Source organism: Leptospira terpstrae serovar Hualin str. LT 11-33 = ATCC 700639 (assembly GCF_000332495.1).
In the GTDB taxonomy this organism is placed as follows: domain Bacteria; phylum Spirochaetota; class Leptospiria; order Leptospirales; family Leptospiraceae; genus Leptospira_A; species Leptospira_A terpstrae.
In genome coordinates, this window is sequence record NZ_AOGW02000009.1 from 43,035 (window position 1) to 57,153 (window position 14,119).

Here is a 14,119-nt window from a genome sequence, read left to right on the forward strand (position 1 = left end):
ATTAAGCGGTTACGGCAGGAATTCCTGCAAGGATTCGAAGGGAGTCGTAAGCCTTTTCTTTTTGTTCCACTTTGGTTTTGTTCACAGCTTTGCGGATGATTACATCCCACTGTTTTTCCGGATGTTCCATTTTCATGTTTTCCAGAAGTTCTAAAATGTTTTCATCATCGGCAGCATTAAAAATCTCATCCGAATCATAGCGAAACATTCCAAAAAGGGCATCGATATAGTCGCCGACGCTCATGGCTTCTTTTTCACCAGGTTGGATCTTTTTCTTTTCTGCTTTTCGCAGTTCTCGTTCCCTGCGTTCTAGTTCCGTGCGTTTCATCTGATGGCCTCTAGCTCGTTTGCATTGGTTCCAAGACCATGTTTTCAAAAGGCAGGAGGGGCGACACTAAATTTGTCCAAAAATTGGCTCGATTTTTGGCTTGGGTTGGCCAACCATGGGGGAGATGTTCTGCAAACGGTGGATTGCCGGTAGTTTGGCCTTATTCCTTTGCACCCAATTCCTATTTTTGGGGAGTGGGCTCCTTGGGTATTGCCTGGAGTCCAATTCCAAAATTTGCCATTGCAACCATGGATCTAAAAAAGAAAAACATGGGAATGCAGAAGACAAAATTTTTGCCGAAGGCCATGGAACTTCTGTTACTTCGGCAGACTCGTTTGACCATCAAACGACTAAAGAACTAGCCCTAAAGCCCAATTGTCATGAAGCAAAAGATGGCGAAGCACATCTTTGTTCCTGCAAAAAGAAAAAAAAAGACGCACTTTCTTTACGGTCTCACCACCAAACTATGGATAGACCCAATTTTGCTTTTGGGTTTGCTGTTCCTTCCGTTATTTTTTATACTATTTATGAGTCTCCATCCACTTTAGAGGATGGAAGAATTCCCACATTACTCCGACCACCTCGTATTTAGTTTTTTAAACTACAAACTTGTATATTGGTAGACGAATCGTTTATCTATCAATCCAGAACAACAATCGTATTTTAGAATATTAGGTATTTATGAACATATTTAAGAAGTTTTATATTTTTCTTTCGATATTAGGAATAGTTTCCTGTGATCCGAATTCCAAATCAGATGACAATCAGACATTAGCACTTTTAGCTCTGGCAATGCCGCAGGCTGTTAATCTAAATTTTGAGGCTCTCGCCAATGGGCAATCATTAGTGACTGGCTCTAATATTACTGCGGATGGTCGAACAGTCCAGTTTCGTGATTTTCGCTTGTATATTTCTGAAGTGAAACTAGTGAAAGCTGATGGTTCCACTGCAGATGTGACATTGTCTACTGATAATATTTGGCAATCCAATGGAGTAGCTCTTGTCGATTTAGAAACGACTCAAACTTCAGAGACAAACACAAAAGTAACAGGTACTGCACCAGCAGGAAGTTATACTGGCGTTCAGTTTTCTGTGGGTGTTCCTGAAGCATTAAATCATCTGGATCGAACTTCGCAAACTGCTCCGCTTAACAATGGGGCTATGTATTGGTCTTGGACAGGTGGATACAAACATTCTAAAATTGAATTTACTTATAATGGAACGGATTGGACTAGCTTACATGTTGGCTCTACAACTTGTAGTGGTGCACCTAACTACGGTAATTGTTCTAAAAAATTTCGCGCTTCGATTTCTCTTACTGGGCAAATTTCTGCAAGTAATCAAAAAGTTTCTTTTGATGTAGATAAGTTGTTGAACGGACATACATTTGGGGCAATGGGAATGTGTATGCCTGGAACTGCTGCACCTTGTGATACCTTAGTACAAGCTTTTGGATTAAATATTACTACAGGGTCAGTTGATAATTCAATCACACAACGAGTGTTTAGTCTCAAATAATTTGTTTATAATCGGTTGTTACGTTTTTCGTAACGGCCGAGTTTTTTAAGGATATATTTTATGAAGTCATTTAGTTTTCCACTCATCACGCTTTTTAGTTTTCTTTTGGGATGTAATGTGTTGCCGTTCCAGAAAAAAGAAAACAACCAGGATATGTTACTCGCAGCTCTTGGAATTTTGGCAAGTGCTTCCGACTGGGTTTGGGATTTACCTCCTGGATTTCCTATACCAACTGTCCCGGCAGACAACCCAATGACAAAAGCTAAGGTGGAACTTGGTCGGCATTTGTTTTATGAAAAAAAGTTATCTGGCAATGGTACGATGGCATGTAGCAGTTGCCATTTCCAATCTTTAGCTTTTGCTGATGGAAAAGATTTTCCTAGTGGGATTACCAGCCAACCACATCCAAGAAATGCACAACATCTTTCAAATGTTGCTTATATGCCAAGACTTACTTGGAGTAATCCTAAAATGTCTAGTTTAGAGATTCAAGCACGTGCGCCCATGTTTGGAGAAACGCCTGTCGAACTTGGTTTGCAAAATAATAATTTTTTAAATGAATTAGCATCTAATTCGATTTACCCACCAATGTTTGAGCGGGCTTTCGGTGGTTCTGGAATTACCGAACAAAATGTACGATTTGCCCTTGCCAGTTTTCAAAGATCGATGATATCGGGCAATTCAAGATATGACCAGTATACTTTTAGAAATAACAAATCCGCTTTAACTGCTTCAGAAATTCGCGGCTTGAATTTATTTAATGGAGAAAATGCAGAATGTTTTCATTGTCATGGAGGGTTCAATTTTACTGATACATCCTTTCATGGTGGAGCAAAGGAAGAATTCTTTTATCATAGTAATGGGATTCATGATGATGCATACTATGCAGGTGTTCCAAGTAACAAACGAGGATTATTTGATTTAACTGGTGTTGCATCCGATACTGGAAAATTTCGAGCACCTTCCTTACGAAACATTGGTGTTACCTATCCTTATATGCATGATGGGATATTTATGTGTGCGGATGCGAACAATCCAGATAAAGCTGCTGGTGCTGGGAAAACAAAAGCGGATTGTGCTAGAGATGCGTTGACACAAGTTGTGGACCACTACCGTTCCGGTGGTCAAGCTCATTCAGCAAAAGACGCAACTCTGATCCGGGCTTTTGCGATTACCAATTCAGAACGTGATGATATGGTAAATTTTCTTTTGGCATTAACGGATGAAGAGTTCTTAACCAATCCCAAGTTTGCGAGTCCCTTTTAATGAAAAAATCTATTCGTAAATGGATTTTGATCCTTATTGTCCCATTCCTTTTCTCCCACTGCACATTTGGTTCGGTGGGTGATAGCAATAAGGATAAATTGACGATCTTGCAGAACTTAATTTTTTTTAATAACAACCAAACCATAGCAGTGGGAACAAATCTTAGAAGTTATGATGACCAAGCGGATGACAACTTAAACCAATTTAGTTTAACCAGTAATGCCGTAGGTTACAATATCACAATCCAATCTAGTTCCTACATCCAATGGGAAACGGGAACCTATCGAATCAATCCACCAAATCAGACGTTAGGTGTCTCTGCCACTGCCTCGGAGAAGAGTTCTACGGCAACAGTGAAAACACATACTCCCTATACAGTACCCTTGGATTTACCAGCAGATGATTTATATGGAAAAACGTATCCATTTTTATCAGCATCGACTGTTTCTAACATAACTCAATTCAATAGTACTATGGAAACAGGAGCTAGTTTCCTTTATCCTAGCACTAGAATTTCTAATATGCCGCTGGGAGTGGTTGCGGTGGCAAATGTAAGTTGGGAAGAGGTTTATATTCGAATGGATGTGGGGGGAAATGATATCACGATCCTGCTTCCACAAGGAAATAAGTCGATTACACCTAAATGTAAAATTCCAGTCAAAAATGGACGTAGTGGTAATATTGAAATATTAATGTCTCTTTCCTCTTTATTCAAAGACAGAACTGTTTCTGGAACACCTGTTCGATTTTTACAGCAATTGTCTTTATTACTTCCTGGAACAGTTGTCATCTCCAAAGTTTCCAATATCCCTTTATACAATATCCTCCAACAAAATCTACAAGCCGAAGATATCGTTTTTAGTTTCCCTGGATGTTTTCCTGGAGTGGAACGATGAAACAAATTTCTATAGTTTTTATTTTTTTGCTCTTTTCCATTCAGTCTCTCTATTCGCATCACACAGGTTCGTCGGACAGTCCCAATGCAACGGCCAGATTTGTAGATCCTTTTACGGGGAAACGAGAGAAACCAACGAACTATTTGGTAATGACCCAAGATTATTACCAATCCACTCGGGAGAATAGTCATCTGTTTACCACCACAGCCTTTGCAGAGATGAATTTTTTTGATGGAAGGTTTGCACTCAATGCTTCGGTGCCTTGGAATTATTACCAACAGAGAAGTAGAGAAGATGCAGCGAGGATTGGAAAAACTTATCTTGGTTTTAAATACCAACCGTTCTTTGATTTGGACAAACCTTACTTTTTTGTGATTGAAGGTTCAGTTGGTTTTCCGAGTGGTCCTGACACGGACCGGTTTACCGGTGGAAATTATTATACTGGAACCGGGTTTATCAAACTTGGTTATTTGTATGAGAAGTGGTCCTTTGTCACAAAAATGGGAGGACTGAATCCACTCTCTCGTCCGCAACCAAACAACTTACAAGACAATGATGGAATTCCTTTTTACTTTCGTAAACCTTCGGCCTCACCACCAGAACCAGAATATGAATTTAAAAAAACCACACTTGTATCCGCTTATGTGACGTATTATTTAATGCCAGAGATTTCTCTTTTTACGGGTATCTTGTACCGTAATCCTTATAACGGCGTGGATTATTCTAAAGAAAAAGATAAAGCCAATCCCTCATATTTTACGGAAGCTAGTGCTGGGTTTTCTTGGAATTTTTCGGAGAAGTATAATATGAGTCTTGCCTATCGGTACCCACTACAAAGGGATCGTGAGTATCGACTCTATCAATCTGCGTGGACATTTGCCTTCTCTATGGAGTGGGGAAGCGATTGACAATTGATGCCTTTTTTAAAACGTTCTAAGAAACTCTATAAATTTTATTCGTAAAAGGTAATCTATGAGCAACGTAGAAATCGTACCAGTAGGGGAACTTCCACCTATTGGAGTTGTGCCCAAAAAAATGCACGCGCAGGTCATTCGCCCGGAACGTTACGGCGAACCGAAAACTTCTTTTCAATCAGAAGTCATTGATGTTCCGGAGATCGGTCCGAACGAAGTTCTCGTTGCGACCATGGCTGCAGGAGTCAACTATAACAACGTTTGGGCAGCACTTGGGTATCCTGTGGATGTGATTGCGGCTCGTAATAAAAAAGGCGAACCAGAAAAATTCCACATCGGTGGATCTGATGCCTCTGGTATTGTCTATAAAGTTGGATCTGAAGTTAAGAATGTGAAAGTGGGTGATGAAGTAGTTGTCCATTGTGCGATGTGGGATCCAAAAGATCCATGGATTCTTTCTGGAAAAGATCCAATGTATGCACCTTCCCAAATCATTTGGGGATATGAATCCAATTGGGGTTCCTTTGCACAGTTCTGCAAAGTACAAGACCATCAGTGCCTTCCGCGTCCACAACACTTAACTTGGGAAGCATCTGCTGCTTATATGTTAGTTGCCGCTACCGCATACAGAATGTTACACCATTGGAAACCAAATGATGTAAAACCTGGTGATGTAGTGCTCATTTGGGGTGGAGCCGGTGGACTTGGTGCCATGGCAATCCAAATTGTAAAAGCAGCTGGTGGAATTCCAATCGCTGTTGTTTCCTCTGATGACAAAATTGATTTTTGTAAAAACTTAGGTGCTGCTGGTGTGATCAACCGTAACAAGTTCAAACACTGGGGTGGACTCACTTCTGATATCAATAAACCAGAAGCTTTTGTGGAGTGGACCAAACAAGCACGCGAATTTGGAAAAGCCATTTGGGACATTGCTGGGAAAGGCAAAAACCCACAAATCGTTTTTGAACATCCAGGCGAGACAACATTACCTACTTCCGTATTTGTTTGTGAAACAGGTGGTATGGTTGTGATTTGTGCGGGAACTACAGGTTTTAATGCAACAGCTGACTTACGTTATCTGTGGATGAGACAAAAACGTCTGCAAGGTTCGCACTTCGCAAATGACGACAACTGTCGTGATCTAAACCAACTCGTGATCGATAAAAAAGTGGATCCAGTTTTAGCAGAAACTTACAGTTTCGAACAAACTGGTGAATGCCACCAGTTGATGCGCGAAAACAAACACCCATCAGGAAACATGTCAATCCTCGTTGGTGCAAAAACTACAGGTCTTGGAAAGAAGTAATTCTTTCCAGGTGAGTATTTAGAGTACATGTCCCCGCCCTATTGAGACTGGGTGGGGTTATCCACCCGCCACCCAATGGCTCCATCTACCATGAAACGTTTGTTTTGTGAACCAAGTATTCGATTTCTTAATTTTTTTTTCTATAAAGTTCACGTTTTGACAAAGGAGTAATCTATATGTTTCCAAGAATCAATTTAATTACCTTAGGTGTTTCCGATTTACAACGTTCCATCGACTTCTATGAAAAAGGCCTTGGTTGGAAACGTTCAGAAGAAAGTAACGATAGCGTTGCTTTTTTTCAAATTGGTGCAGTTGTGTTTGGTTTGTTTGGTGAAGAGGATTTAGCTAAAGACATTGGAATTCCCTTTCAAAAACGCCAAGAGTTTTCTGGAATTACTTTGGCACAAAATTTAACAAGTGAAGCTGAAGTAGATTCGGTGATTGAAAAAGTTCGTAAGTTAGGTGCAAAAATTCTCAAAGAACCTCAAAAAGTTTTTTGGGGAGGGTATAGCGCTTATTTTCAGGATCCAGACGGACATATTTTTGAAGTTGCTTACAACCCGTTTTTCCCTTTAAACCAAAAAGGTGAAATCGTCCTAAATAAATAATTTTAAATCGAATGGTTGCTTTGTTTAGAACCATGAAATTCTCGAAGGTAAATTTATGAAACAAGCACAGATCTCTCGTTTTGGATTGGATCATCTAGAGGTGGTTGATGTTCCCGAACCTAAAGATCCAGGCCCAACGGAAGTGTTGGTTCGTTTGCGAGCTGCTTCTTTAAACTACCGTGACTCTTTAGTTGTCGAAGGTAAATACAATCCAAAGTTTCCCCTTCCTTTGGTTCCTTGTAGTGATGGCGCAGGCGAAGTGATAAACATTGGCTCTCAAGTGACGGAATGGGCAGTGGGAGATCGAGTTCTTCTCACCTTCGCACCGAAGTGGATCGCTAAAGAGGCAACTCATGCTGAAATGCGTCATACCATTGGAGGTCCACTTCCTGGTACCTTACGGGAGTTAGCTTTAGTTCCAGAAACAGGCCTTGTGCGAATTCCTTCCCATTTGTCTTATGAAGAAGCGGCAACCTTACCTTGTGCGGCACTCACTGCATGGTCTGGTCTTTTCCAATTTAGCAATCTAAAACCTGGAGAATTTGTCGTTGTACAGGGAACAGGCGGTGTATCTATCTTCGCTTTACAGTTTGCTAAACTTGTAGGTGCCAAAGTCATACTTACTTCTTCCAGTAGTGAAAAGTTAGAACGAGGAAAAGAGTTAGGTGCTGATTATTTGCTCAACTATAAGGAAACACCGGAATGGGGAAAGGAAGTCCGAAGAATCACGGAAAAAGTGGGAGCTGACCATATCATTGAAGTAGGGGGAGCAGGAACATTAGAACAATCCATTGCCGCCTGTCGTCCGTTTGGTGTAATACATTTGATTGGAATCCTTGCGGGTAAATCGGGAGAACTGAATTTACTGCCCGCAGTTATGAATCATTTAAAAATCCAAGGACTTGTAGTTGGAGGAAGGAAAGCCTTTATGGAAATGAACCAGGCAATCGAAGTTTCTGGTTTACGTCCCGTAGTTGATAAAGTTTTTTCTTTGGGAGAATCTGCAGAGGCGATTCGATACTTGCGATCAGGATCGCATTTTGGAAAAATCGTCATTCGCATATAGGATACTTATCTGAATAAGTTTACTATTCGATTGAACTGAGTTTATTTAGATGATGGATTCAAAATGGATTTTCTTTCGATATCCAAGGCAATCACTGATAAATGGATTTCAATCAGAGCAAGGATGAGAGAGATCACCATAAATAATAGCGAGGAAGCAAATAAAACCCAAGCCACTATGTTGTAAAAAGGGATCATACCCATGGAGCATGTGCATAAAATCAAACTAAAGATTCCAGCACTTTGAGAATACAATAGCAAAGATATTCTAAACCTTAAGTTGCCAATTTGTTTTTCTAAAATCGCCGATTTGGAATTTTCATATTCTGATAATAGTTGTCTCGAAAGTTTTGCCAATCCAAAAAAGCGATTAGTATAAGCTAACATTAGTAAAGAGATTGCAGGAAATAATAGTCCCGGTATACTATAAGTTAGGTTGTCCAATTGGTTTTTACCCCTGTTTTACCTGAAGAATTTGTTCTCCTAAATCCAACCTTCCATCGGATGTACGAATTGTAGCTTTGATTGTGTCACCTGGTTGTAAATACTCAGTTCGATTTTTTTGTCCTTTGATAAAGAGTTCCCACTTTTTATGTTCCGGGAAAAAACTTGCAAAGATTTGTTTTAGTTTTCCTGGTGCTTTGAGTGCGCAGCCTGCGGGGGTTCCGGTCAACAAAACATCACCCACTCGAATATTTGTAAAAGAAGATAACTCAGCAATGGATTCCTTAGGTGGGAAAACCATTTGGTTTGCCTTTGCGGATTGTCTTATCTTTCCATTCACAGTAAGGTTCAACTCCAAGGATTCAATGTATTTGTAATCTTCAGGTTCTAAAACGGCAAGGATTGGACCTGTAGGGAAAAAGGTGCGGTAAGATTTTCCTTTATACCATTGCAATTGTGGAAGTTGGATGTCCCTTGCGGATATATCGTTGGCAATAAAAAGTGCTGCAATGTAGTCACTTGGATTATAGGATTTTTCATTTAAAGGAGTGGCAATATCCTTTCCAAAAACAATACCTAATTCAATTTCATAATCCAAAAGTTCTACATGTTTTGGTCGCACTACATCTCCGATTGCAGATGTAAGGGAGAAGTCGGATTTGGTAAAAAATAAATTGTAAGTTTTGGATTTAGGATCGAGTCCAGATTCCAAAGAATGTTTTTTGTAATTGGCACCTTGGCAGATCACTTGGCAGGGGGCAGTAATTGGTGATAGAACTTTGACCACTTCTCTTCTGATTGAGTTTTTCGATTTAGAATTTGGTTTGATACTTTTTTTCTGAAGACCAGCTAATACGTCTTTGGTGGTTTTGTCACCAAATTGAAGAGGAAGGATGTTTTCACCTACAACCATACCCCAATCGATTTGATTCTTATACTGAAAACGTACAAAGTATTTTGCCATCGTAGACCTACGAAATTAGTTTGGGCGGGAGCTGAAAACACGTGGGCCAAAATTAGGCCCTGTGATAGTGAAAGTAAAAAGTCTATTCTTCAGAGAAAAGGTTGTTGAGTGAATCGATTAGAGTGTCTACCTCTACACCGTAACCCATACAAACTTGTTCAATGGTTTCTACTTCATTGATGGAACAATGGGAACAACCACCTAAGTGGTAGCTAGAGAAAACTAGACCTGCTTCTGGGTGGATTGCGATTGCTTCGCCCACAGTCATTTCTTTAAAAAAGCGCGGTTTTGTCGTTTCAGTCATCTTGAGAACCCTCGAAAGGAAATTACTATACAAATATTGGACTATGCTCTATTCGTCAATGGAATGTTTACCCAGGAAAACGGGAAATTTTATGTCAGGATTGAGGGAAGGTTTGAATCGGCCCATTTCCTCTACCAGTACTTTGCCGATGGCTCGGATGAGCCTATCCACGGGCATTCCTGGAAGGTAGAGGTATTTTTGGAAGGGAATACAAACCTCCGGCCAGATGGCATTTCCTATGATTTCCTGACAGCACGGACCCGCCTTACAGAACTGGTGCATTCCATTGACCATATTTTAATCAATGACCATCCAGATTTTAAAGGGATCAATCCTACGTCAGAAAATGTAGCTCGTTGGTTTTACTTTGGTTTGAAGGCGGATGTAAAATCCTCAGAAGGGCGAATCCGCCGTATTGTCATCCACGAAGGACCCGAAAATCTTGCTTTCTTCGAACCTAATTTAGAACCGTAAATTAAGTAATTTGTAACAATGGTTAGGTACTACTCCTGAGTTTTTTTGTGAGTGAGCAAAAAAAAATACAAAAAAGAACAAAGGGTCCTGATTAATTCCGTAGCTTAGAATCTGACGTGAAAATTACGTCAGCAAACATACGTTTGTGATTAAAATTCGACATAATCCAAAAATCGTATGGTACTCAACAAATAATGGACTGACATACGTTCAACATTTGTCTTATTTTTTTATTGCACTTGTTTTAGTTTTTTTTCATAAAAATTTTACATCTTAATCGATTGCTTTTCTACCGGCTAATTATGAAAATCGATAGAACACTCCATGCCACTAACGGAAATCAAACATAGTTTAGGTCATATTCTACTTGTGGAAGATGAGGCTATATTGGCTATCTCGCAATCAGAATTTTTGAAAAACAAAGGTTATTCCGTACAGTATGTATCAAATACAAGTGATGCTTATGACTATATAACATCTGGCGAGAGAGTTGATTTAATATTAATGGATATTAATCTTTCTGATGGTATGGATGGGATCCAACTTGCAGAAAAAATTCTTTTGTATCGTGAGATTCCAATACTTTTTGTTAGCGGATATTCAGATAATAAAATATTAGATCGTGTTTGTAAAGTGAAGCACTTTGGTTTTATTCCTAAAATTTCTAGTCCAGATATTATCGAGTGTATGATTCGATCTGCACTCCAACTTTACAAAGCAGAACAAGAGTTAGCTTTCCGCGAAAATGAACTTCGGATTACTTTTGAAGCAATGGGCGACGGAGTGATTGTTCTCACTCCAGAAGGTTTAATTCGGGAAATTAATCATAAAGCATTAGATATGTTGGGATACCAAAAATCGGAAGTATTAGAGAAGGATCTTAGTTCTTATTTATTTTTAGTTCAGGCAGAAACAAGAACAAGAGTATCTTATCCTTTCTTAAATTCTTCCAATGTTCTAAAAAACACTGAAAGAAAAAACGATTTGATTGTTGTCTCTAGCACAGGTCGTGAAACGCACGTTACTGAGACAATTTCACCCATTTTGGATACAGAAAAAAATCTAAACGGAGTTGTGATTGTTTTTAGAGAAACTCCAGACACTCCCGTGATGGTTCCTCCAAAAGATGGGGAAAGTCTTTATGCAAAGGTTTTCCAACTCAGTCCTATTGCAATGGCCATTTCAACAGTCAAAGATGGTACTTATTTGGATGTAAACTCTTCTATGGAAATTATCTTTCAATTTGATAAATCAAAGGTAGTCGGCAAAAAAACAGAAGAATTTAAAGCTTGGAGTAACCCAGAACAGATAGAAAGACTAAACAAAATCTATAAAGAAAAAGGTAGATTGTCTGGAGAAAGGATGTCTGTGGCTCATTCCGATGGAAAAAAATACGATGTAATTGTGTTTAGCCAAGCCTTTGAAATTGCAGGAGAACGTTTCATCTTGTGGATCAACTTAGACATAACTAAAAATTTAGATATGGAAGATCGATTGGCAAAGTCTTTAGAAGAAAAAGATGTGCTACTAAAAGAATTACAACATCGTGTTAAAAATACTCTCGCTATCATTTCTGGTCTTTTGAATTTAGAATCTTTTAAGGTTGAAAATGAAGTTGCTAAACAATCATTTTTGAATGCTCAATCTCGTATCATGTCAATGTCTAAGGTTTATGAAAACCTTTACCAATCAGAAGATTTGGAATCGGTGGATCTCCGCAAATACATCGAAGATTTGGTTTTTAGCCTTCACGATATCTTTGTTCTCAATCCAACAAAAATTCGTTTTGATGTGAAGTTGGAGGATGTTCGTTTGGATTTAAAACGTACATTGCCTCTTGGATTAATCCTCAATGAATTGTTAACTAACGCTTTAAAGTATGCCTATCCCAATGATAAAGGTGGAGATATTCGTATTCACTTGTCTCGTTCGAATGAAAATATTATTTTATCTGTTGGAGATGATGGAGAAGGATTGCCGGATTCAGTGAATATTGAAAAAGGAAATCATTTCGGTTATGAGTTAATCCGCAGTTTGACATCCCAATTAAAAGGAGTATTCTCTTCTGTTTCTAAGAAAGGCGAGGGATTGAATATTATGATATCTTTTCCTCAAAAGAACAATGACAAAGGCACTTAAAGAGTTTTATTCGCTAAGTTTTTATCTCTTTTATTTTTTTATCTTCGTTTTCTACCTCGAATGGTTCCAATAAAAACCAACCGCACTTGTTTGATCGTTTGTAATTTTAATTTTCGCATTTCGGTATGAGCATCCGTTGCTAGATCTAAAAAATCAGAAGCCATTTGAAAACAGAGGCTAACTATGAGTTCTGACGCAAATTGGATATCGGCCACAGGAATCATCTTTGGCATTCGCATGTCTTTTGCCAGTTCTGTAGCAATGGCTTTCATGGATTCCCTGATTTTTTCTCGGATCTTCTGATTGCCCCCTGTCCGTTCCCGAGCAATGAAGCGAAACAGGGAGCGGTTGTTTGCCACGTAATCGAAAAAAAATCCAATAGTGAGTCTTAGGGCAGATTTATAAGCCCCTTTGTTTCTCGCATCACCCACAATGGCCTGGATTCTTCCTCCGCAGTCATCCACCAAGGACAAACCCAGCTCCTCCATATTCTTGAAATGCCGATAAAAGGCAGCAGGAACAATTCCGGCCTCCCCAGCCACTTCTCGAAGGCTGAGGTCTCCCAGTCCCTTTTCCTCTCCCATCAGGCGTAATGCACCCTCAAGCAGATTGCTGTGGGTACGAAGTTTCTGGGCATACCGTTTGTTGAGCTTCATAGGATGAATTCAGTAAACGATTGTTCACTTTTTTTGGAAATGCAAGGACTAAAATGCCGTTTTGGGGTTGACGTATCTAACAACGTAAATTAACACTATTAAATATCTCCGTGAACAAGTGTTCACTTAAATGCGAAATACGAGGCGAAAATGAAAACATTTCCTTTTATCTTTAACGAACCCAAGGAATTCCTGAGTTTCCTGCAACTCAAAGATTGGGCCGATTTTCTACTGGGGGAATTCAATCCTAGATTCTCGGTCACTGCCATAAAGGCAAAGGTTGTCGCAGTCTGTGAAGAAACGGCCGATGCAAAAACGTTAGTATTGAAACCCAATTGGCTTTGGAAGGGTTTTAGTGCAGGTCAACATGTTCCTGTCACCGTAGAAATTGCGGGAAGGCGAGTGACCAGGTTTTATTCTTTGTCCTCTATACCAGGCGAAAAGTATTTATCCATCACCGTAAAACGCCAATCAGGTGGTCTAGTTTCCAACTTTATCAATCAAAATATCAAAAAAGGGGATTTGTTAGAATTGGGCGAGGCATCAGGGGAATTTGTCCTACCAAAGACTTTACCTTCTAAGTTTTTGTTTTTGGCTGGTGGAAGTGGAATCACTCCAATTCATTCTATTCTCAAACAACTCCAATCCTTAAAATACAATGGCAAAGTTACTCTTCTATACTTTGTTAGGTCATTTGAAGATATTATCTTACGTTCTTCCTTGGAAGAGATCGCAAAAGCAACCGGTTGGTTAGAAATTCGTTATGTATTTTCAGATCTTCCTAAAGAAGGATATGATTCTGGTTTTTTAACTAAAGAAATTTTGAAAAAGTATACTGATGATTTGAAAACTTATTCAGTTTATGTATGCGGCCCAGCACCAATGCAAACCAAAGCACTTTCACTTTTAGAAGGAAACGAAGTGAAGTCTGAATTATTTATGTTACCTGGTCAATCTTCTTTGAAGGTTAAAAAAACAGGAACTGTGGATGTGTTTCTATCTCTAAGTCATAAAACAATCCAGGTGAAAGGTGAACGTTCTTTATTAGAAGAATTAGAAGACCAAGGGATCTACCCTCAAAGTGGATGTCGAATGGGAATTTGCCATACTTGTGTTTGTAAAAAAACTGCTGGTTCCGTAACTGATTTATCAAAAGACGAAGTATCTGAGTTAGGTGAAGAAAACATTCAAATTTGTATCTCCCGCGCCGAATCAAATTTGGAAATAGAACTCTAGA

16 protein-coding genes are annotated in these 14,119 nt (G+C 39.2%); 11 read left to right on the forward strand and 5 right to left on the reverse strand.

Annotated features, from left to right (window positions below; all coding sequences use genetic code 11):
- Position 1 precedes the first annotated feature (1 nt).
- Positions 2–328, reverse strand: coding sequence for an LB_289 family protein (locus LEP1GSC203_RS06925; RefSeq protein ID WP_002973354.1), 327 nt, complete (start codon positions 326–328; stop codon positions 2–4).
- A gap of 124 nt (positions 329–452) precedes the next feature.
- On the opposite strand from LEP1GSC203_RS06925, the gene LEP1GSC203_RS19745 reads away from it, so the two are divergent.
- The 8 genes from LEP1GSC203_RS19745 (at position 453) to LEP1GSC203_RS06965 (ending at position 7,902) form a co-directional block, all read left to right on the forward strand.
- Positions 453–920, forward strand: a complete 468-nt coding sequence (locus LEP1GSC203_RS19745) for an LIC_11090 family protein (protein ID WP_039937564.1) — start codon at positions 453–455, stop codon at positions 918–920.
- 89 nt (positions 921–1,009) lie between these two features.
- Positions 1,010–1,846 carry an MbnP family copper-binding protein gene (locus LEP1GSC203_RS06935; protein WP_002973471.1) on the forward strand — a complete coding sequence of 279 codons (837 nt, stop codon included), beginning with the start codon at positions 1,010–1,012 and terminating at the stop codon, positions 1,844–1,846.
- A 60-nt stretch (positions 1,847–1,906) separates the two neighbouring features.
- The gene (locus tag LEP1GSC203_RS06940) at positions 1,907–3,112 is read left to right on the forward strand and encodes an MbnH family di-heme enzyme (RefSeq protein ID WP_002973421.1); all 1,206 of its coding nucleotides are present in this window, start codon (positions 1,907–1,909) and stop codon (positions 3,110–3,112) included.
- Positions 3,112–4,008, forward strand: coding sequence for a hypothetical protein (locus LEP1GSC203_RS06945; protein WP_039937458.1), 897 nt, complete (start codon positions 3,112–3,114; stop codon positions 4,006–4,008). The genes LEP1GSC203_RS06940 and LEP1GSC203_RS06945 overlap by 1 nt, the downstream gene beginning before the upstream one ends.
- Complete coding sequence (locus LEP1GSC203_RS06950; protein WP_002973477.1) at positions 4,005–4,916, forward strand: LIC11086 family outer membrane transporter; 912 nt, start codon at positions 4,005–4,007, stop codon at positions 4,914–4,916. The genes LEP1GSC203_RS06945 and LEP1GSC203_RS06950 overlap by 4 nt, the downstream gene beginning before the upstream one ends.
- A 64-nt stretch (positions 4,917–4,980) precedes the next feature.
- A complete protein-coding gene (gene ccrA / locus LEP1GSC203_RS06955; RefSeq protein WP_039937459.1) occupies positions 4,981–6,228 on the forward strand; it encodes a crotonyl-CoA carboxylase/reductase in 1,248 nt (415 codons plus the stop codon).
- A gap of 176 nt (positions 6,229–6,404) precedes the next feature.
- Positions 6,405–6,836: a VOC family protein gene (locus LEP1GSC203_RS06960; RefSeq protein WP_002973542.1), complete on the forward strand. Its 432-nt coding sequence runs from the start codon at positions 6,405–6,407 to the stop codon at positions 6,834–6,836.
- 55 nt (positions 6,837–6,891) lie between these two features.
- On the forward strand, positions 6,892–7,902 hold the full coding sequence (locus LEP1GSC203_RS06965; protein WP_002973206.1) for a zinc-dependent alcohol dehydrogenase family protein: 1,011 nt from the start codon (positions 6,892–6,894) through the stop codon (positions 7,900–7,902).
- 41 nt (positions 7,903–7,943) lie between these two features.
- On the opposite strand, the gene LEP1GSC203_RS06970 is transcribed toward LEP1GSC203_RS06965, so the two are convergent.
- From LEP1GSC203_RS06970 to LEP1GSC203_RS06980, 3 genes are all read right to left on the reverse strand, one after another.
- Positions 7,944–8,345 (reverse strand): DUF2721 domain-containing protein, encoded by a 402-nt coding sequence (locus LEP1GSC203_RS06970; RefSeq protein ID WP_002973304.1) that lies wholly within the window; start codon positions 8,343–8,345, stop codon positions 7,944–7,946.
- Positions 8,346–8,352: 7 nt separating this feature from the next.
- Positions 8,353–9,309, reverse strand: coding sequence for a fumarylacetoacetate hydrolase family protein (locus LEP1GSC203_RS06975; protein WP_002973377.1), 957 nt, complete (start codon positions 9,307–9,309; stop codon positions 8,353–8,355).
- Positions 9,310–9,391: 82 nt separating this feature from the next.
- Positions 9,392–9,613: a DUF1858 domain-containing protein gene (locus LEP1GSC203_RS06980; protein ID WP_002973441.1), complete on the reverse strand. Its 222-nt coding sequence runs from the start codon at positions 9,611–9,613 to the stop codon at positions 9,392–9,394.
- A 63-nt stretch (positions 9,614–9,676) separates the two neighbouring features.
- Between LEP1GSC203_RS06980 and LEP1GSC203_RS06985 the strand changes: the two genes are divergently transcribed.
- Both LEP1GSC203_RS06985 and LEP1GSC203_RS06990 read left to right on the forward strand, forming a co-directional pair.
- A complete protein-coding gene (locus tag LEP1GSC203_RS06985) occupies positions 9,677–10,087 on the forward strand; it encodes a 6-carboxytetrahydropterin synthase (RefSeq protein ID WP_039937565.1) in 411 nt (136 codons plus the stop codon).
- Positions 10,088–10,411: 324 nt separating this feature from the next.
- Positions 10,412–12,226, forward strand: a complete 1,815-nt coding sequence (locus LEP1GSC203_RS06990) for a histidine kinase dimerization/phosphoacceptor domain -containing protein (protein ID WP_002973460.1) — start codon at positions 10,412–10,414, stop codon at positions 12,224–12,226.
- 38 nt (positions 12,227–12,264) lie between these two features.
- Here LEP1GSC203_RS06990 and LEP1GSC203_RS06995 read toward each other — a convergent pair whose 3' ends face one another.
- Entirely contained in the window at positions 12,265–12,882 is a 618-nt protein-coding gene (locus LEP1GSC203_RS06995) for a TetR family transcriptional regulator (protein WP_084764918.1), read from the reverse strand.
- A 150-nt stretch (positions 12,883–13,032) separates the two neighbouring features.
- On the opposite strand from LEP1GSC203_RS06995, the gene LEP1GSC203_RS07000 reads away from it, so the two are divergent.
- On the forward strand, positions 13,033–14,118 hold the full coding sequence (locus LEP1GSC203_RS07000; protein WP_002973351.1) for a flavin reductase family protein: 1,086 nt from the start codon (positions 13,033–13,035) through the stop codon (positions 14,116–14,118).
- The last annotated feature ends 1 nt before the right edge of the window (position 14,119 follow it).

Coding starts and splice junctions, on each gene's coding strand:
- LEP1GSC203_RS06925 (WP_002973354.1), bottom strand. CDS start 328: ATGAAACGCACGGAACTAGAACGCAGGGAACGAGAACTGCGAAAAGCA.
- LEP1GSC203_RS19745 (WP_039937564.1), top strand. CDS start 453: ATGTTCTGCAAACGGTGGATTGCCGGTAGTTTGGCCTTATTCCTTTGC.
- LEP1GSC203_RS06935 (WP_002973471.1), top strand. CDS start 1,010: ATGAACATATTTAAGAAGTTTTATATTTTTCTTTCGATATTAGGAATA.
- LEP1GSC203_RS06940 (WP_002973421.1), top strand. CDS start 1,907: ATGAAGTCATTTAGTTTTCCACTCATCACGCTTTTTAGTTTTCTTTTG.
- LEP1GSC203_RS06945 (WP_039937458.1), top strand. CDS start 3,112: ATGAAAAAATCTATTCGTAAATGGATTTTGATCCTTATTGTCCCATTC.
- LEP1GSC203_RS06950 (WP_002973477.1), top strand. CDS start 4,005: ATGAAACAAATTTCTATAGTTTTTATTTTTTTGCTCTTTTCCATTCAG.
- ccrA (WP_039937459.1), top strand. CDS start 4,981: ATGAGCAACGTAGAAATCGTACCAGTAGGGGAACTTCCACCTATTGGA.
- LEP1GSC203_RS06960 (WP_002973542.1), top strand. CDS start 6,405: ATGTTTCCAAGAATCAATTTAATTACCTTAGGTGTTTCCGATTTACAA.
- LEP1GSC203_RS06965 (WP_002973206.1), top strand. CDS start 6,892: ATGAAACAAGCACAGATCTCTCGTTTTGGATTGGATCATCTAGAGGTG.
- LEP1GSC203_RS06975 (WP_002973377.1), bottom strand. CDS start 9,309: ATGGCAAAATACTTTGTACGTTTTCAGTATAAGAATCAAATCGATTGG.
- LEP1GSC203_RS06980 (WP_002973441.1), bottom strand. CDS start 9,613: ATGACTGAAACGACAAAACCGCGCTTTTTTAAAGAAATGACTGTGGGC.
- LEP1GSC203_RS06985 (WP_039937565.1), top strand. CDS start 9,677: ATGTTTACCCAGGAAAACGGGAAATTTTATGTCAGGATTGAGGGAAGG.
- LEP1GSC203_RS06990 (WP_002973460.1), top strand. CDS start 10,412: ATGCCACTAACGGAAATCAAACATAGTTTAGGTCATATTCTACTTGTG.
- LEP1GSC203_RS06995 (WP_084764918.1), bottom strand. CDS start 12,882: ATGAAGCTCAACAAACGGTATGCCCAGAAACTTCGTACCCACAGCAAT.
- LEP1GSC203_RS07000 (WP_002973351.1), top strand. CDS start 13,033: ATGAAAACATTTCCTTTTATCTTTAACGAACCCAAGGAATTCCTGAGT.